This is a genomic window from Pseudomonadota bacterium, from assembly GCA_016927275.1.
In the GTDB taxonomy this organism is placed as follows: Bacteria; UBA10199; UBA10199; order 2-02-FULL-44-16; family JAAZCA01; genus JAFGMW01.
The window spans coordinates 19890-34306 of sequence record JAFGMW010000022.1 but is presented as its reverse complement, the minus strand read 5'-3'; the positions used below and the strand labels follow the sequence as shown (position 1 = coordinate 34306).

Genomic DNA, 14417 nt, shown 5'->3' with positions numbered 1-14417 from the left:
TTGCGGTGCGCGAGGGCGGCCGGACGGTGGGCGCAGGCGTCGTCACCGAGATACTCGAATAGCAGCTCAAAGCTGAAAGCTCAAAGGAGAGAACGCATGTCTACACCAGCGGAGAAGGGGCAGAAGATAAGGATCAGGCTCAAGGCCTACGATCATAAGCTGCTTGACCAGTCCACATCAGAGATAGTGAACACGGTCAACCGCACGGGCGCAAGGCTCGCGGGCCCCATACCGCTTCCGACCAAGATCGAGAAGTACACGGTGTTGCGCAGCCCGCATGTGGACAAGCGCTCCCAGGAGCAGTTTGAAATCCGCACGCACAAGAGGCTGGTGGACATACTGGAGCCGACGCAGCAGACGGTCGACGCGCTCATGAAGCTCGAGCTCTCGGCCGGCGTCGACGTCGAGATAAAGATGATATGAGGCCGCAGAGGGCCGGCGCCGACGGCGCCAGATAGAATGAGGCTTCTATGCTGGGTCTGATAGGAAAAAAAGTCGGGATGACGCAGATGTTCGCCGACGGCGGAGAGAACGTGCCGGTCACGGCCATCGAGGTCGGCCCGTGCACGGTTGTGCAGAGGAAGCTCCCCGAAAAGGAGGGCTACTCGGCGCTGCAGCTCGGTTTCGGCCGCTCCAGGGGCAAGCGGATGTCCAGGGCCGAGAAGGGCCACTTCGAGAAGAAGGGCCTCCCTCTCTTCTCCCACGTGCGGGAGTTCCGCACCGGCGGGGCCTCGGGTTTCGAGGTCGGCGACGAGCTCATCGCGGCAGGATTCAAGCCGGGCGACGTGGTCAGCGTGACGGGTATCAGCAAGGGTCGCGGCTTCCAGGGCGTCATGAAGCGCCACGGCAAGCACGGCGGCCCTGCCTCGCACGGATCGGATTTCCATCGCAGGCCCGGGTCCATAGGCATGAGGACCTGGCCGGGACGCGTCCCCAAGAACATGAAGATGCCGGGGCACATGGGCTGCGAGCGCATAACCATCGACGGCCTCGAGGTCGTGGCGGTGAGGCCGGACGACAACGTCATCCTCGTGCGCGGTTCGGTGCCCGGCTCGAGGGGCGGGATGCTGCTGGTGGTGCCGAAGGACCGCTCCTTCGAGACGAGGCAGGAGCTGAAGAGGGGCGCTGCCGCTTCACCGGCGGCGATGACGGAGGACAATGCGGCTGCGCCGGAGCAGGCGGGCGAGGCCGATGCGGCGGAGAACAAGTAACGCGGAGCGCACAGCAGCAGGGCGCAAAGGAGCGAAACCGTGAAGGAGCCGGTCCTGAACATGGAGAACGCGAAGGTTGGCGAAGTCGATCTCGACGACGCGATCTTCGGCCTCAAGCCGAAGACGCCGCTGATCTACGAGACTGTGAGGATGCAGCTCGCCGGCCGCCGCAGCGGCACGGCCTGGTGCAAGAACAGGGGCGAGGTCAGCGGGACGACCGCCAAGATGTATCGCCAGAAGGGCACTGGAAGGGCCCGCCACTGCGACGCCAAGGCCAATATATTCGTGGGCGGCGGCAAGGCGTTCGGCCCCAGGCCCAGGGATTACAGCTACAGGCTCCCGGCCGCGGCGCGCCGCGCTGCGCTCCGGCATGCGCTCTCCCTCAAGAAGGCGGAGGGCAGGCTGCTCATAGTCGAAGACCTGAAGGTGAGCAGCATAAAGACCAGGGCGATGGCCGATGCGCTGAAGAAGCTGGGCGTTGCGAGCTGCGTAGTGGTCGTCGCCGGGGATGACGAGGCGCTGCGCAAGTCGCTGCGCAACATAAGCGGCGTCCGAATGATCCGCTGCGAGGGGTTGAACGTATACGACCTCATGCGCCACGAGCACGCGCTCATCACGAGGCCGGCGCTCGAGAAGGTCGAGGAGGTGCTCAAGCCATGAACATGTTCGAGGTCATAAAGAGGCCGCTGGTCACCGAGAAGAGCACCATGGCCCAGGAGGACAACAAGTACACCTTCGACGTGAGCCTCAAGGCTACCAAGGCGGACATCCGCAGGGCCGTCGAGGGCGTCTTCAAGGTGACGGTGGAGGAGGTGCGCACGATCTCCATGCCGGCGAAGTACAAGCGCGTGGGCAAGAACATGGGGAAGCTCTCGCCGTGGAAGAAGGCGATCGTGAGGCTCAAGGAGGGCGACCGCATAGAGTTCATGGAAGGCGCGTGATATCAGGCGGCAAGCCAAATCAAACGACTGTAAGGCAGTCATATAGAAGAGGACAGCCATGGTACTCAAGAATTACGCACCGACAACGCCTGGGCGCAGAGGGATGAGCTCCTACGATTTTTCGGAGCTCTCGTCCAAGAGGCCGGAGCGTCGCCTGACCGAAGCGCTCAGCAAGCACGCGGGGCGCAACTGCAACGGCAGGATCACCATGCGGCACAGGGGCGGCGGCGCGAAGCTGAAGTACAGGATCATCGACTTCAGGCGCGACAAGAGGGACATCCCCGCTTCCGTCAAGGCGCTGGAGTACGATCCGAACCGCTCGGCCCGCATCGCCCTGGTCGCCTACGCCGACGGCGAGAAGCGTTACATACTCGCCCCGGTGGGCCTCAAGATCGGCGACTCGCTCATGGCCTCGGCCGGCGCCGAGATCCAGCCGGGCAACTCGCTTCCGCTGTCGAACATCCCGCTGGGCACCTCGATCCACAACATCGAGCTGAGGCCCGGGGAGGGCGGCAAGATCGTCCGCAGCGCAGGGGCGGTGGCGCAGCTCATGGCCCGCGACGGCAACCACGCGCAGGTCAAGCTGCCGTCGGGCGAGGTGAGGATAGTGCACGTGAACTGCTGGGCCACGATCGGCCAGGTAGGCAACGTCGACCACGAGAACGTCGAGTTGGGCAAGGCGGGGCGCGTTCGCCACATGGGCTGGAGGCCGCACGTGAGGGGAACGGCGATGAACCCCATCGACCATCCGCACGGCGGAGGCGAGGGGCGCACCAAGGGCGGCCGCCATCCGGTCACTCCGTGGGGCAGGCCGACCAAGGGCGCGAAGACGAGGTGCAACGATCGCACGCAGCATTTCATAGTCAGCGACAGAAGGGCGAAGTAAACCAATTTTGGAGAGGATCAGGATATGGCTCGTTCGCTCAAAAAAGGCCCGTTCATAGACGATCACCTTCTCAAGAAGGTGAAGGCTGCGCAGGAGACCAGGGACAGGCAGCTCATCAAGACCTGGTCCAGGCGCTCGACCGTGATACCCGACATGGTCGGGCTCACGATCGCGGTCCACAACGGGCGCAAGTTCATACCGGTCTTCGTCACCGAGAACATGGTGGGCCACAAGCTCGGCGAGTTCGCGGCCACGCGGACATTCCGCGTCCACTCGGGAGAGAGGAAGACCCAGGTGGCGGCGACCCCGACCGGAGGTGCATGATGCCGGCTCAAGCGAGGATAAAGAACATCCGCATGACCACCCGCAAGGTTCAGGTGGTGGCGAGCCAGATAAGGGGCAAGGGGGTGCAGGAGGCGATCGACTACCTCACCTTCTGCCGCCGAAGCCCGGCGCGCCCGCTGCTGAAGCTCATCAAGTCCGCGGTCTCGAATGCGGACCAGAAGGGCGGGATGGACCTGGACAGGCTCTACGTGAAGGAGCTGCTCGTTGACAAGGGCCCCACGATGAAGCGCTGGATGCCCAGGGCCAGGGGCAGCGCCAGCCCGGTGCTCAAGAGGAGCAGCAAAGTCAGCATAACGCTTGATCAGAGATGACCGGATGTTCTTTTTTGGGTCCCGGGTTCCGGGTCCCGGTTTGTGAGGAGAGAAAATGGGACAGAAGACGCATCCTATAGGATTCAGGCTGGGTGTCAGCAAGACCTGGAACTCCAAGTGGTACGCCCAGAAGGACGGCTACCGCAGGCAGGTCCACGAGGACCTGTTCATCCGCCGGGAGATCAAGAAGAGGCTCGAGCACACCGGCGTCTCCCACGTGGATATCGACCGCGCCGCCGGCAAGGTGACGATCAACATATTCACCTCCAGGCCAGGCCTCGTGATCGGCAAGAAGGGCGCCGGCATCGACGCGCTGAGGATGGACATCCAGAAGAGGGTGGCGGCCGCCGACGACGTGCAGATAAACATCCGCGAGGTCCGCAAGGCGGAGATCGACGCGCAGCTGGTGGCGGAGAACGTAGCGCAGCAGCTGATCAGGCGCATAGCGTTCCGCCGCGCCATGAAGAAGGCGGTCACCTCCGCGCTGAAGCTTGGGGCAGAGGGGATCAAGGTCCAGTGCGCCGGGAGGCTCGGCGGCGCCGAGATCGCCAGGTGCGAGTGGTACCGCGAGGGCAGGGTGCCGCTGCACACGCTCAGGGCCGACGTGGAGTACGGGTTCGCCGAGGCCAGGACCACATACGGCATCATCGGCGTGAAGGCGTGGGTCTACAAGGGCGAGATATTGCCTGAGAAGAGGGAGTCCCTGCTGCCGGGGCAGCCCAGGTAAAGGGAGCGACAGAAGATGCTACAGCCACAGAAGACGAAATACAGGAAGCAGCAGAAGGGCAGGCTGCGCGGCGTCGCGTGGAGGGGCTGCAACCTCTCCTTCGGCGATTACGGGCTCCAGTCCCTGACCCACGGGTGGGTCACCTCGAGACAGATCGAGGCGGCCCGCATGGCCATGAGCCGCGCCACCAAGCGCGGCGGCAAGCTCTGGGTCAGGATCTTCCCGGACAAGCCGATAACCAAGAAGCCGGCTGAGACCAGGATGGGAAAGGGGAAGGGCTCCCCGGAGGAGTGGGTCGTCCCGGTCAAGCGCGGCAGGATGCTCTACGAGATAAAGGGGGTGACCGCGGACATAGCCCGCGAGTCGCTCAGGCTCGCGTCGCACAAGCTGCCGCTGAAGACTAAGATCGTGGAGCGGGAGGTCTATCGTGAATCCAAGTGAGGTGCGTGACAGGTCCAACGCGGACCTGGTGAAGGAAGTCGAGAGGCTCCGGGACGAGGTTTTCAGGCTTCGCTTCCGCAAGGGCGCGGGTCAGCTCAAGGAGACCGCCAATATCAAGAAGGCGAGACGCGACCTCGCGCGCGTGCATACGGTAATGCGCGAGCGCGACATCGAGGCCCGCACGAAAGGAGGCGCGTAAGCCATGACTGGTATCCAATCGCGCAAGACTAGGACCGGGGTTGTGATGAGCACAGCCATGGACAAGAGCGTGACGGTCCGGGTGGAGCGGACGGTCAAGGACCCGGACTTCGGCAAATACCTGAGGCGCCGCAAGAAGTACATGGCGCACGACGAGGGCAACGAGTGCAAGAAGGGCGACGTGGTAGCCATACGGGAGTGCCGTCCCCTGTCCAGGCGCAAGCGCTGGAGGGTGGTCGAGATACTCGAGAAGGCCTCAGAGGTCGAGTGATGGGGAGGGCGCCATGAAGGCGCCCCCCGGCAGGAGAGCCATATGATTCAGCAGATGACAGAGCTGCAGGTTGCGGACAACTCCGGCGCGAAGCTGCTTCGGTGCATCAAGGTGCTCGGCGGCTCCAGGCGGCGCTACGCCGGCGTGGGCGACATAATCGTCGTTTCGATCAGGGAGGCGATGCCCAGGGCCAAGGTGAAGAAGGGCGACGTCAAGAGGGCGGTGATCGTGCGCACGAAGAAGGAGATAAAGCGCACAGACGGATCGACGATCAAGTTCGACGAGAACTCCGCGGTCCTCATCAGCGAGCAGGGCGAGCCGATCGGAACCCGCATATTCGGGCCGGTGGCAAGGGAGCTCCGCGCCCGCAAGTTCGTGAAGATCATATCGCTGGCACCGGAGGTGCTCTGATGAAGATACGCAAGGGCGACATGGTGAAGGTGACGACGGGGCGCGAGAAGGGGAAGACCGGCAGGGTGATGCGCCTTGACCCGAGGAAGAGCCTAGTGTGGGTCGAGCACCTCAACATGGTCAAGAGGCACCAGAAGCCGACGCAGTCGCACAAGCAGGGCGGCATAGTCGAGAAGGAGGCGCCGCTGGCGGTCTCCAACGTCATGTATTACGACGAGAAGGCGGGACGCGCGTCCAGGGTCGGTTACAAAACGGTCAAGGGCGAGAAGTTCCGCATCTCTAAGCGCTCCGGCGAGGTGATCGCCGCGGCGAAGGCGTGAGGCCCAAAGGCGCTCAAGGAGGAAGAAAGTGTCAGAGGACAAGGCGAAGAAGAAGAAAAAGGCCGAGGGCAAGGCCGCGAAGCCTGAGGGCGCAGAGGGCGCCGCGAAGGAGAAGCCGCGCCGCGAGGCGAAGCCGAAGGTGCCGTCCGAGCTCGAGCTCCGCTACAAGCGGGAGTGCATAGCCGAGCTGATGAAGCAGTTCGGCTTCAAGAACGTCATGCAGGTGCCGCGCCTGGCCAAGATCGTGGTGAACACCTCCACGAAGGAGGCGCTGGTGGACATCAAAATGCTCGAGCGCGCGGCGGAGGAGATAGGCCTCATCACCGGCCAGCGCGCCTGCATCACCAAGGCCAAGAAGTCGATCGCCAACTTCAAGCTCCGCAAGGGGCAGTCGATCGGCGCCAGGGTCACGCTGCGCGGCAAGACCATGTACGATTTCATGAACAGGCTCGTGAACATCGCGCTCCCGCGCGTGCGCGACTTCAAGGGCGTTCCTCCGCGCTCGTTCGACGGCCGCGGCAACTACACTCTGGGCATCACCGAGCAGGCGATATTCCCGGAGATCAACGTGGACAAGATGCAGAGGGTGAACGGCATGAACCTCACGTTCGTCACCACTGCCAAAAGCGACGAGGAGGGCAAGGCGCTGCTGGCGCTTCTCGGCATGCCCTTCAGGAGCGAATAGGGCGCATCAAGGGAGAGAGTATGGCAAAGACATCGCTGGTAGTTAAGTCGAAGCGCAAGCCGGCCTTCAAGGTCCGCGCATATAACCGCTGCCCGATCTGCGGGCGCCCCAGGGCGTACATGAGGCGCTTCGACATGTGCAGGATCTGCTTCAGGAACATGGCCCTCAGGGGCGATCTTCCCGGCGTGGTGAAGTCGAGCTGGTAAACCAGGGCCTCGCTGGCGAGGCGAAAGAGAATGAGGTGAACAGATATGGTTGTCAACGACCCGATATCCGACATGCTGACGCGCATAAGAAACGCCGTACACGCGAAGCATGACAAGGTCACCGTGCCCTACTCCGGCATCAAGGAGGCGCTGGCAAGGGTCCTGGCCTCCGAGGGGTTCCTCAAGGCCGTGGACGTCGCAGGCGAGGGCACGAGGAAATCGATCGTGATCGATCTCAAGTATATGCCGGACGGCGAGCCGGTCTTCCGGAGCCTGGAGCGGACGAGCAAGCTCGGCAGGCGCTGCTACATCGGAGCGTCGGATATACGCCCCAACAGGCAGGGGGTGGGCGTCGCCATCCTCACGACCTCGAAGGGCGTAATGAAGGACGTGGACGCAAAGAGGCAGGGGCTCGGCGGAGAGGTCCTCTGCACAGCCTGGTAACAGGATAAAGGGAGAAAGAGAATGTCACGCATAGGCAAAAGGCCGGTGGTCGTCCCCAAGGGCGTCACTGCGAACATGAGCGGAACGCTTCTGACCGCGAAGAGCCCGAAGGGTGAGCTCTCCTTCGACATCAAGCCGGATCGCTTCCCCGGGGTCGCTGTCGAGCTCAAGGACGGGGCGGTCACGGTGACCAGGCGCGATGACGGCGTTCAGGGCAGGAGGGAGCAGGGCCTCGTGCGCGCGCTTGTGCAGAACATCATGACGGGGCTCTCCGACGGCTTCACGAAGGAACTGGAGATCATCGGCGTCGGCTACAAGGCCGAGGTCAAGGGCAAGGTGCTGGCGCTCAACCTAGGCTACAGCCACCCAATCGATTTCGAAATCCCGGCCGGCATAAAGATCGACGTGGACAAGCAGACGCGTGTGAAGATCACCGGCGCCGACCGCCATCTGGTCGGCGAGGTGGCGGCGCAGATCCGCAGGATGAGGCCGCCCGAGCCGTACAAGGGCAAGGGGATCAAATACGCAGGGGAATACGTGCGCCGCAAGGTCGGCAAGGCCGCGGCGGGTGCTACGGGAGGTTGATAAATGGCGATGAAACTCACAGGGCGCGAGCGCCGCAAGAGGCGCATCCGCAAGAACGTCTTCGGGACCGCCGACAGGCCGAGGCTTTCGGTCTTTCGAAGCCTCAGGCACATCGGCGCCCAGGTGATAGACGACACCGCCGGCACTACGCTGTGCGCGGCCTCGACTTGCGAGAAGGGTCTGGCAGGCGGCGGCAAGACGGGCAACCGCGCGGCCGCAAAGCTGGTCGGCGAGGCGATCGCGGAGCGCGCGAAGGCCAAAGGTGTGGAGAAGGTCGTCTTCGACCGGAACGGAAGCATCTTTCACGGCCGCGTGAAGGAGCTGGCGGACGCAGCGCGGCAGAAAGGATTGAAGTTCTGATATGAGGAGAGACTTCGAACAGGGAACTAAATCCGAGCTCATCGAGCGCGTGGTCCACATCAGCCGCGTCGCCAAGGTGGTCAAGGGCGGAAAACGCTTCAGCTTCTCGGCGCTGGTTGTCGTCGGCGACGGAAACGGCCGCGTCGGCGTGGGCCTCGGCAAGGCGAAGGAGGTGCCCGCTGCCATAAAGAAGGGCACCGACCAGGCCAAGCGCGAGATGGTTAAGGTCAACGTGATATCCGACACCATACCGCATGAGGTGTTCGGGAGGTTCGGGGCCGGCAAGGTCGTCATGAAGCCGGCTTCCCCCGGTACTGGCGTCATTGCGGGCGGCCCGGTCCGCGCCGTGGTGGAGGCGGCGGGCATCCGCAACATCCTGACGAAGTGCATAGGGACAAACAACCCGCACAACGTCATCAAGGCGGCCTTGGACGGGCTTTCGCAGCTGATCTCGCCCGAACAGAAGGCGCTCATGAGGACAGGCGATGACCAAGGCAATCAGGGTTAAACTGGTGAGGAGCGCTTGCGGCAGGATCCCGAAGCACCGCGGGACGGCGCTGGGCCTGGGGCTCAGAAGGACCGGCGACGAGCGTGTGCTCGAGGACACCCCGGCGGTGCGCGGCATGGTGGCCAAGATCCCCTATCTCGTCGAGATAGTCGAGGAGGGGCTCTCCATCGAGCCGTCGCGCGGGCGCGGCTAAAAAAGTGCTGCTGCGCCCAGGCGGCGCGGCGAGGAGATACTCAAGATGAGGCTCAACGAGATACCGAGGCCTGCCGGCAAGCAGGCGAAGCGCACGAAGAGGGTCGGCCGAGGGACCGGGTCCGGATGGGGCGGGACAGCGGGCAGGGGCCACAAGGGCCAGAAGGCCCGCGCGGGCTCGGGCGGAAAGATGGGCTTCGAGGGCGGGCAGATGCCGCTCTCGCGCAGGCTTCCCAAGCGCGGCTTCACCAACATATTCCGCACCGAGTACGCGGTGGTCAACCTCGACAAGCTCGCGGGGATTGCTCCCGGCACCGAGGTGACCCTCGAGGCGCTGATCGAGAGCGGCCTGGTGAGAAAAGGCATGGACGGGCTCAAGGTCCTCGGCAGGGGCGAGATCACGAGCGCCCTCACGGTCAAGGCAGCTGCGTTCTCCGATTCCGCCCGGAAGAAGATAGAAGCGGCGGGCGGAAAGGCCGAGGTAGTGCGTGGCTGACAGCATAACCAACATAGCGAAGATACCCGAGCTCAGGAAGAGGATATTCTTGACGATCCTCCTGCTCGGCGTCTACCGCATCGGCATATTCGTGCCGACGCCGGGCATCTCCGCTGACGCCGTCCGAAACATCGTATCCCAGGGCACGGTCTTTGAAATCTTCAACCTGTTCTCCGGCGGCGCGCTTGCCCAGTTCTCGGTCTTCGCCCTTGGCATAATGCCCTATATCAGCGCGTCGATCATCTTCCAGCTCCTGACGGTGGTGGTCCCCTCCATAGAGAGGCTGTCGAAGGAGGGGGAGGGCGGGCGCAAGAAGATCACCCAGTACACGAGGTACGGCACGGTCGTGCTCGCCCTGGTGCAGGGCCTGGGGATCAGCGTCGGCCTGCATAAGCAGGGCGCGGTTCTGCCGGGCGTGCCGGTCTGGGAGTTCTATCTGACGACGATGGTCACGCTGGCGGCCGGCACCTCATTCCTCATGTGGCTGGGCGAGATGATAACCGAGCGCGGTATCGGAAACGGCATCTCCCTCATAATCTTCGCCGGCATCGTGACCCGCATCCCGGTCGGCTTCCGCGACGCGTGGGCCACCAAGGAGCAGTACGGCGGGTTCTTCGGTTTCCTGATGCTGCTCGCCTTCATCGCGATCATCATAGCCATCATCATATACGTCGAGAGGTCCTATCGGAAGATACCGGTGCAGTACGCCAAGCGCGTGGTGGGCAACAAGATGTACGGCGGCCAGGCCTCGCACCTCCCGCTCAAGGTCAACACCGCGGGCGTCATCCCGGCGATATTCGCTTCCTCCATCATCATGTTCCCCGCGACGATAGCGCAGTTCTCTCCGGGCGGCGTGATGCAGAAGGTGGCGGCCACTCTCTCCACCGGGTGGTTCCACAGCGCGCTCTACGGCGGGCTGATCATCTTCTTCGCGTATTTCTACACCGCGGTGACCTTCAACCCGGTCGACGTGGCGGAGAACATGAAGAAGTACGGCGGGTTCATCCCGGGGATCAGGCCGGGCAAGAACACCTCGGACTACATAGACAGGGTGCTCACGCGCATCACGCTCGGCGGGGCGCTCTACGTGGCTGCGATATGCCTGCTTCCGTACTTTTTGATACAGAGGTTCGGCATACCGTCTTCGCTGGCGTACACGTTCGGCGGCACCTCGCTGCTGATCGTCGTCGGCGTGGCGATGGACACGCTGGCCCAGATAGAATCGCACCTGCTCACCCGCCACTACGAGGGGTTCCTGGGGGCAAAGGCGGGCGGCCGATTCCGCGGGAGGAGAAGCTGAGCAGCTGCCAGCTCAAAGCTCAAAGCTGAAAGGTTAAGAGGATGACCGAGGCGATACGCATAATATTGATGGGGCCCCCGGGCTGCGGCAAGGGGACCCAGGGAAAGATGCTCGAGGAGAGATATTCGATCCCTCAGCTCTCCACCGGCGACATGCTCCGCGCGGCGGTCGGCGAGGGCACAGAGGTCGGCAGGAAGGCGCGCTCCTACATGGAGAGCGGCGCCCTGGTGCCCGACGAGGTCATCATAGGCATAATGAGGGAGCGCCTTGCGAAGCCCGACTGTGAAAGGGGCTATATACTCGACGGGTTCCCCCGCACCGTGGCGCAGGCCGAGGCGCTGGAGAGGATGCTCTCGGAGATGAAGCAGGGGCTTCTCGCCGCGATCAACCTGGACGTACCTGACGACGAGGTCGTCGCCAGGATAGCGGGCCGCAGGCAGTGCGAGAAGTGCGGCACCGGCTACCACGTTCTTTTCAAGAAGCCGGCCCGCGACGGCGTCTGCGACGCGTGCGGCGGCAGGCTCTACCAGCGCGCGGATGACAACGAGGAGACGGTCCGCGCCAGGCTCGCGAACTACAAGCGCCAGACCGAGCCTTTGCTCGGCCACTACGAAGGGAAGGGGCTTTTGGCCAACGTTAAGGGCGTCGGGGGCATAGATGAGATATACGGGAACATCTGTTCTTTGATTGATAAGAGGGCTGCCTCGGGGTGTAAATGATAGCGCTCAAGTCCAGGGACGAGGTCGAGAAGCTGAGAAAGGCCAACAGGATCGCCGCTGAGGCGATGGTGAAGGTCGGCGAGTCGATAGCGCCCGGCGTCACCACCATGGACCTGGAGCGCATCGCCACCGAGCTCATCGAGGCCAGGGGCGCGCGGGCCGCGTTCCCGACAGTGCCGGGTTACAGGCATACTCTCTGCGTCTCGGTGAATGAGCAGGTCGTCCACGGCATCCCGGGCAGGCGCATGCTCGAGACGGGCGACATAGTCAGCGTGGACTGCGGCGTGCTGCTCGACGGTTTCTACGGCGACCACGCCGTGACCTTCCCCGTGGGAAAGGTCGGAGAAGAGGCGAAACGGCTCCTCGAGGCGGCGAAGCTGGCCCTGAAGAGCGGCATCGAGGCGGCGGTAGTCGGCGGGCATCTCCACGACATATCCGCTGCCATCGAGAGCGTTGCCACGGAGGCGGGGTTCACCGTGGTCCGCGATTACGTGGGCCACGGGATCGGACGGGAGCTCCACGAGGACCCGCAGGTGCCGAACTTCGGCACCGCAGGCACCGGCATGAAGCTCAGGCGCGGGCTGGTGATTGCGCTGGAGCCGATGCTGAACGTCGGCACGCACGAGGTAGAGGTCCTCTCCGACGGGTGGACGGTGGTCACGAAGGACCGCAGGCTCTCGGCGCACTTCGAGCACGTGGTCGCCATAATGGACGAGGGCCCCGAGGTCCTGACCGTGATGTAGACAAGGCAGTGACGAGAGGCAAAATGCCCAAGCAGGAAGCGATACAGGTCGAGGGGAAGGTGCTGGAGACGCTCCCGAACGCGATGTTCAGGGTGGAGCTGCCGAACGGGCACAAGGTCCTGGCCCACGTCTCGGGAAAGATGAGGATGCACTTCATTAAGATACTGCCCGGCGACAGCGTGACGATAGAGCTGTCGCCGTACGACCTCTCGAGAGGGAGGATCATATACCGCGCGAAGTGACACCCGGAGGGTGTCATCCTGAGCGAAGCGAAGGATCCCCGTCGTTTGGGATCGGATGGAGGAAGTCATGAAAGTACGTTCGTCGGTCAAAAAGATATGCGACAAATGCAAGATCATCCGCCGTCGCGGGATCGTCAGGGTGATCTGCCCGAACCCCAAGCACAAGCAGAGGCAGGGATACAAATAACAAAGGAGTAAGACATGCCACGCATAGCAGGTGTAGACATTCCGGGGAAGAAGAGATCGGTCGTAGCCCTCACCTATATCTACGGGATCGGGCCGACCACCTCCAGAAAGGTCCTCAAGATGGCGGGGATCGAAGAGAGCCTGCGCGCCGACGACCTCTCCGAGGCCCAGATATCCAAGATCCGCGAGGTGCTCGAGTCGGGCTTCAAGGTGGAAGGAGACCTGCGCAGGGAGGTGCAGGGCAACATTAAGCTCCTCAAGGACATAGGCGCCTACCGCGGGCACAGGCATATCAGGAAGCTGCCGTGTCACGGGCAGCGCACGCGCACCAACGCCAGGACGGCCAAGGGCCGCAAGCGCATCGCGGTGGCCGGCAAGAAGCTGGCGCCGATGTCGAAGTAAAAAAACGGCGGGCCGCGGGGCCTTTTCCCCGGGCCCTTGGAGGACATGATGGCAACTGCTGAGAGCGCTGTAGAGGTCAAAAAAGTAAAGCCGAAGAAGGGCAAGAAGCGGGTGAAGAAAAACGTGCCGGTCGGCATCGTGCACATCCGCTCAACCTTCAACAACACGATCATCACGGTCACGGACCTCAAGGGCAACGTGCTCTCGTGGTCGTCGGCCGGGGTCCGCGGATTCAAGGGGTCCCGCAAGAGCACGCCGTTCGCCGCCCAGCTGGCCGCCGAGGATGCGGTCCGCAAGGCTTACGACCACGGCCTCCGCTCGGCGGTCGTCTACGTGGACGGCCCGGGGGCGGGCCGCGAGTCGGCGCTCAGGGCTCTCACCAAGACCGGCGTCAAGGTCACCGGCATCAGGGACATCACCCCGATCCCGCACAACGGGTGCAGGCCGCCGAAGAAGAGACGAGTCTGACACCGGCTGTGAATGGTGATCGGTGGGCAGTGAGCAGTTTTTTTCGGGTCACGGATAATGGATCACGGATCACGGGTTTTTTTGGAGGAAACATGGCAAGGTATCGGGAGTCATATTGCAGTTGTTGCCGCAGCGGCGGGATGAAGCTCTTCCTCAAGGGAGACCGCTGCTTCACAGACAAGTGCGCCTACGAGCGGCGCCAGTATCCACCGGGGCAGCACGGCCAGGCGCGCCGCAAACTCTCCGAGTACGGCACCCAGCTCAGGGAGAAGCAGCGCGCAAAGCAGATGTACGGCATCCTGGAGAAGCAGTTCAGGCGCTATTTCCATATGGCGGACAGGATGAAGGGCGTCACAGGCGACAACCTGCTCGTGCTCCTGGAGCGCAGGCTCGACAACATGGTCTACCGCATGGGGTTCGCCCGCTCCCGCAGCCAGGCGAGGCAGATGGTCCGGCACGGCCACTTCGAGGTCAACGGTCGCAGGGTGAACATCCCCTCATACCTCGTGAGGCAGGGCGACGCGGTCACGGTCCGCGAGAAGAGCCGCAAGGTCACGGCGATCATGGAGGCCATGGAGTCCGTGGAGCGCCGCGGGCTCCCGGAGTGGCTGATGCTCGAGAAGGACAAGTTCCAGGCCAAGCTCATGGCATATCCGTCGCGCGAGCAGCTGACCATGCCCATCCAGGAGCAGCTTATTGTCGAGCTGTACTCGAAATAAAAAGTGACCTGTGATCAGGGATCGGGGATCACTGACACCGATCGCCGGTCACTGATCAGTGATAACAAGGCGCTGTGGAGCCGGCGGTGAAAATGCCGGC

General features: G+C 63.3%; 29 protein-coding genes. All 29 read left to right on the top strand.

The annotated features are described in order from the left end of the window. Positions 1-96 precede the first annotated feature (96 nt). A complete protein-coding gene (gene rpsJ / locus JXA24_01400) occupies positions 97-423 on the top strand; it encodes a 30S ribosomal protein S10 (GenBank protein ID MBN1282413.1) in 327 nt (108 codons plus the stop codon). Between the two features lie 47 nt (positions 424-470). After that, the gene (rplC, locus tag JXA24_01395) at positions 471-1211 is read left to right on the top strand and encodes a 50S ribosomal protein L3 (GenBank protein ID MBN1282412.1); all 741 of its coding nucleotides are present in this window, start codon (positions 471-473) and stop codon (positions 1209-1211) included. Positions 1212-1250: 39 nt separating this feature from the next. After that, a complete protein-coding gene (gene rplD, locus JXA24_01390; GenBank protein MBN1282411.1) occupies positions 1251-1871 on the top strand; it encodes a 50S ribosomal protein L4 in 621 nt (206 codons plus the stop codon). Beyond that, positions 1868-2152, top strand: a complete 285-nt coding sequence (rplW, locus tag JXA24_01385; GenBank protein MBN1282410.1) for a 50S ribosomal protein L23 — start codon at positions 1868-1870, stop codon at positions 2150-2152. Before rplD ends, rplW begins: the two co-directional genes overlap by 4 nt. A gap of 58 nt (positions 2153-2210) precedes the next feature. Beyond that, positions 2211-3038 carry a 50S ribosomal protein L2 gene (gene rplB / locus JXA24_01380; GenBank protein ID MBN1282409.1) on the top strand — a complete coding sequence of 276 codons (828 nt, stop codon included), beginning with the start codon at positions 2211-2213 and terminating at the stop codon, positions 3036-3038. A 24-nt stretch (positions 3039-3062) separates the two neighbouring features. After that, positions 3063-3362, top strand: coding sequence for a 30S ribosomal protein S19 (rpsS, locus tag JXA24_01375; GenBank protein MBN1282408.1), 300 nt, complete (start codon positions 3063-3065; stop codon positions 3360-3362). Continuing rightward, positions 3362-3694: a 50S ribosomal protein L22 gene (gene rplV / locus JXA24_01370; GenBank protein MBN1282407.1), complete on the top strand. Its 333-nt coding sequence runs from the start codon at positions 3362-3364 to the stop codon at positions 3692-3694. The genes rpsS and rplV overlap by 1 nt, the downstream gene beginning before the upstream one ends. A gap of 55 nt (positions 3695-3749) precedes the next feature. Continuing rightward, on the top strand, positions 3750-4421 hold the full coding sequence (rpsC, locus tag JXA24_01365) for a 30S ribosomal protein S3 (GenBank protein MBN1282406.1): 672 nt from the start codon (positions 3750-3752) through the stop codon (positions 4419-4421). A 15-nt stretch (positions 4422-4436) separates the two neighbouring features. After that, positions 4437-4862 (top strand): 50S ribosomal protein L16, encoded by a 426-nt coding sequence (rplP, locus tag JXA24_01360; GenBank protein ID MBN1282405.1) that lies wholly within the window; start codon positions 4437-4439, stop codon positions 4860-4862. Then, the gene (gene rpmC, locus JXA24_01355) at positions 4849-5061 is read left to right on the top strand and encodes a 50S ribosomal protein L29 (protein MBN1282404.1); all 213 of its coding nucleotides are present in this window, start codon (positions 4849-4851) and stop codon (positions 5059-5061) included. The genes rplP and rpmC overlap by 14 nt, the downstream gene beginning before the upstream one ends. Positions 5062-5064: 3 nt before the next feature. After that, positions 5065-5331: a 30S ribosomal protein S17 gene (gene rpsQ / locus JXA24_01350; GenBank protein ID MBN1282403.1), complete on the top strand. Its 267-nt coding sequence runs from the start codon at positions 5065-5067 to the stop codon at positions 5329-5331. A gap of 42 nt (positions 5332-5373) precedes the next feature. Continuing rightward, on the top strand, positions 5374-5742 hold the full coding sequence (gene rplN / locus JXA24_01345) for a 50S ribosomal protein L14 (protein MBN1282402.1): 369 nt from the start codon (positions 5374-5376) through the stop codon (positions 5740-5742). Further along, positions 5742-6062 (top strand): 50S ribosomal protein L24, encoded by a 321-nt coding sequence (gene rplX / locus JXA24_01340; protein ID MBN1282401.1) that lies wholly within the window; start codon positions 5742-5744, stop codon positions 6060-6062. The genes rplN and rplX overlap by 1 nt, the downstream gene beginning before the upstream one ends. A gap of 28 nt (positions 6063-6090) precedes the next feature. Next, positions 6091-6747, top strand: coding sequence for a 50S ribosomal protein L5 (gene rplE, locus JXA24_01335; GenBank protein ID MBN1282400.1), 657 nt, complete (start codon positions 6091-6093; stop codon positions 6745-6747). 20 nt (positions 6748-6767) lie between these two features. Beyond that, entirely contained in the window at positions 6768-6953 is a 186-nt protein-coding gene (locus JXA24_01330; protein ID MBN1282399.1) for a type Z 30S ribosomal protein S14, read from the top strand. Between the two features lie 45 nt (positions 6954-6998). Further along, positions 6999-7397 (top strand): 30S ribosomal protein S8, encoded by a 399-nt coding sequence (gene rpsH / locus JXA24_01325; GenBank protein ID MBN1282398.1) that lies wholly within the window; start codon positions 6999-7001, stop codon positions 7395-7397. Positions 7398-7418: 21 nt separating this feature from the next. Beyond that, complete coding sequence (gene rplF, locus JXA24_01320) at positions 7419-7982, top strand: 50S ribosomal protein L6 (protein MBN1282397.1); 564 nt, start codon at positions 7419-7421, stop codon at positions 7980-7982. 3 nt (positions 7983-7985) lie between these two features. After that, positions 7986-8342, top strand: a complete 357-nt coding sequence (locus JXA24_01315; protein ID MBN1282396.1) for a 50S ribosomal protein L18 — start codon at positions 7986-7988, stop codon at positions 8340-8342. 1 nt (position 8343) lies between these two features. Beyond that, on the top strand, positions 8344-8850 hold the full coding sequence (rpsE, locus tag JXA24_01310) for a 30S ribosomal protein S5 (protein ID MBN1282395.1): 507 nt from the start codon (positions 8344-8346) through the stop codon (positions 8848-8850). Further along, positions 8828-9043 (top strand): 50S ribosomal protein L30, encoded by a 216-nt coding sequence (gene rpmD / locus JXA24_01305; GenBank protein MBN1282394.1) that lies wholly within the window; start codon positions 8828-8830, stop codon positions 9041-9043. The genes rpsE and rpmD overlap by 23 nt, the downstream gene beginning before the upstream one ends. Positions 9044-9088: 45 nt before the next feature. Next, a complete protein-coding gene (rplO, locus tag JXA24_01300) occupies positions 9089-9538 on the top strand; it encodes a 50S ribosomal protein L15 (protein MBN1282393.1) in 450 nt (149 codons plus the stop codon). Next, positions 9531-10838: a preprotein translocase subunit SecY gene (secY, locus tag JXA24_01295; GenBank protein MBN1282392.1), complete on the top strand. Its 1308-nt coding sequence runs from the start codon at positions 9531-9533 to the stop codon at positions 10836-10838. The genes rplO and secY overlap by 8 nt, the downstream gene beginning before the upstream one ends. A gap of 53 nt (positions 10839-10891) precedes the next feature. Next, positions 10892-11557 carry an adenylate kinase gene (locus JXA24_01290; GenBank protein ID MBN1282391.1) on the top strand — a complete coding sequence of 222 codons (666 nt, stop codon included), beginning with the start codon at positions 10892-10894 and terminating at the stop codon, positions 11555-11557. Then, a complete protein-coding gene (map, locus tag JXA24_01285; GenBank protein MBN1282390.1) occupies positions 11554-12300 on the top strand; it encodes a type I methionyl aminopeptidase in 747 nt (248 codons plus the stop codon). The genes JXA24_01290 and map overlap by 4 nt, the downstream gene beginning before the upstream one ends. Before the next feature lie 23 nt (positions 12301-12323). After that, a complete protein-coding gene (gene infA / locus JXA24_01280) occupies positions 12324-12542 on the top strand; it encodes a translation initiation factor IF-1 (GenBank protein MBN1282389.1) in 219 nt (72 codons plus the stop codon). 67 nt (positions 12543-12609) lie between these two features. Continuing rightward, positions 12610-12729 carry a 50S ribosomal protein L36 gene (gene rpmJ / locus JXA24_01275; GenBank protein MBN1282388.1) on the top strand — a complete coding sequence of 40 codons (120 nt, stop codon included), beginning with the start codon at positions 12610-12612 and terminating at the stop codon, positions 12727-12729. 14 nt (positions 12730-12743) lie between these two features. Then, positions 12744-13130, top strand: coding sequence for a 30S ribosomal protein S13 (gene rpsM / locus JXA24_01270; protein MBN1282387.1), 387 nt, complete (start codon positions 12744-12746; stop codon positions 13128-13130). A 48-nt stretch (positions 13131-13178) separates the two neighbouring features. Then, positions 13179-13598 carry a 30S ribosomal protein S11 gene (rpsK, locus tag JXA24_01265; GenBank protein MBN1282386.1) on the top strand — a complete coding sequence of 140 codons (420 nt, stop codon included), beginning with the start codon at positions 13179-13181 and terminating at the stop codon, positions 13596-13598. 92 nt (positions 13599-13690) lie between these two features. Further along, entirely contained in the window at positions 13691-14317 is a 627-nt protein-coding gene (gene rpsD, locus JXA24_01260) for a 30S ribosomal protein S4 (GenBank protein MBN1282385.1), read from the top strand. The last annotated feature ends 100 nt before the right edge of the window (positions 14318-14417 follow it).

What these genes read in the sequence shown, in the direction of transcription:
- rpsJ (MBN1282413.1), top strand. Translation starts at nt 97, where the DNA reads ATGTCTACACCAGCGGAGAAGGGGCAGAAGATAAGGATCAGGCTCAAG.
- rplC (MBN1282412.1), top strand. Translation starts at nt 471, where the DNA reads ATGCTGGGTCTGATAGGAAAAAAAGTCGGGATGACGCAGATGTTCGCC.
- rplW (MBN1282410.1), top strand. Translation starts at nt 1,868, where the DNA reads ATGAACATGTTCGAGGTCATAAAGAGGCCGCTGGTCACCGAGAAGAGC.
- rplB (MBN1282409.1), top strand. Translation starts at nt 2,211, where the DNA reads ATGGTACTCAAGAATTACGCACCGACAACGCCTGGGCGCAGAGGGATG.
- rpsS (MBN1282408.1), top strand. Translation starts at nt 3,063, where the DNA reads ATGGCTCGTTCGCTCAAAAAAGGCCCGTTCATAGACGATCACCTTCTC.
- rplV (MBN1282407.1), top strand. Translation starts at nt 3,362, where the DNA reads ATGCCGGCTCAAGCGAGGATAAAGAACATCCGCATGACCACCCGCAAG.
- rpsC (MBN1282406.1), top strand. Translation starts at nt 3,750, where the DNA reads ATGGGACAGAAGACGCATCCTATAGGATTCAGGCTGGGTGTCAGCAAG.
- rplP (MBN1282405.1), top strand. Translation starts at nt 4,437, where the DNA reads ATGCTACAGCCACAGAAGACGAAATACAGGAAGCAGCAGAAGGGCAGG.
- rpsQ (MBN1282403.1), top strand. Translation starts at nt 5,065, where the DNA reads ATGACTGGTATCCAATCGCGCAAGACTAGGACCGGGGTTGTGATGAGC.
- rplN (MBN1282402.1), top strand. Translation starts at nt 5,374, where the DNA reads ATGATTCAGCAGATGACAGAGCTGCAGGTTGCGGACAACTCCGGCGCG.
- rplX (MBN1282401.1), top strand. Translation starts at nt 5,742, where the DNA reads ATGAAGATACGCAAGGGCGACATGGTGAAGGTGACGACGGGGCGCGAG.
- JXA24_01330 (MBN1282399.1), top strand. Translation starts at nt 6,768, where the DNA reads ATGGCAAAGACATCGCTGGTAGTTAAGTCGAAGCGCAAGCCGGCCTTC.
- rpsH (MBN1282398.1), top strand. Translation starts at nt 6,999, where the DNA reads ATGGTTGTCAACGACCCGATATCCGACATGCTGACGCGCATAAGAAAC.
- rplF (MBN1282397.1), top strand. Translation starts at nt 7,419, where the DNA reads ATGTCACGCATAGGCAAAAGGCCGGTGGTCGTCCCCAAGGGCGTCACT.
- JXA24_01315 (MBN1282396.1), top strand. Translation starts at nt 7,986, where the DNA reads ATGGCGATGAAACTCACAGGGCGCGAGCGCCGCAAGAGGCGCATCCGC.
- rpsE (MBN1282395.1), top strand. Translation starts at nt 8,344, where the DNA reads ATGAGGAGAGACTTCGAACAGGGAACTAAATCCGAGCTCATCGAGCGC.
- rpmD (MBN1282394.1), top strand. Translation starts at nt 8,828, where the DNA reads ATGACCAAGGCAATCAGGGTTAAACTGGTGAGGAGCGCTTGCGGCAGG.
- rplO (MBN1282393.1), top strand. Translation starts at nt 9,089, where the DNA reads ATGAGGCTCAACGAGATACCGAGGCCTGCCGGCAAGCAGGCGAAGCGC.
- map (MBN1282390.1), top strand. Translation starts at nt 11,554, where the DNA reads ATGATAGCGCTCAAGTCCAGGGACGAGGTCGAGAAGCTGAGAAAGGCC.
- infA (MBN1282389.1), top strand. Translation starts at nt 12,324, where the DNA reads ATGCCCAAGCAGGAAGCGATACAGGTCGAGGGGAAGGTGCTGGAGACG.
- rpmJ (MBN1282388.1), top strand. Translation starts at nt 12,610, where the DNA reads ATGAAAGTACGTTCGTCGGTCAAAAAGATATGCGACAAATGCAAGATC.
- rpsM (MBN1282387.1), top strand. Translation starts at nt 12,744, where the DNA reads ATGCCACGCATAGCAGGTGTAGACATTCCGGGGAAGAAGAGATCGGTC.
- rpsK (MBN1282386.1), top strand. Translation starts at nt 13,179, where the DNA reads ATGGCAACTGCTGAGAGCGCTGTAGAGGTCAAAAAAGTAAAGCCGAAG.
- rpsD (MBN1282385.1), top strand. Translation starts at nt 13,691, where the DNA reads ATGGCAAGGTATCGGGAGTCATATTGCAGTTGTTGCCGCAGCGGCGGG.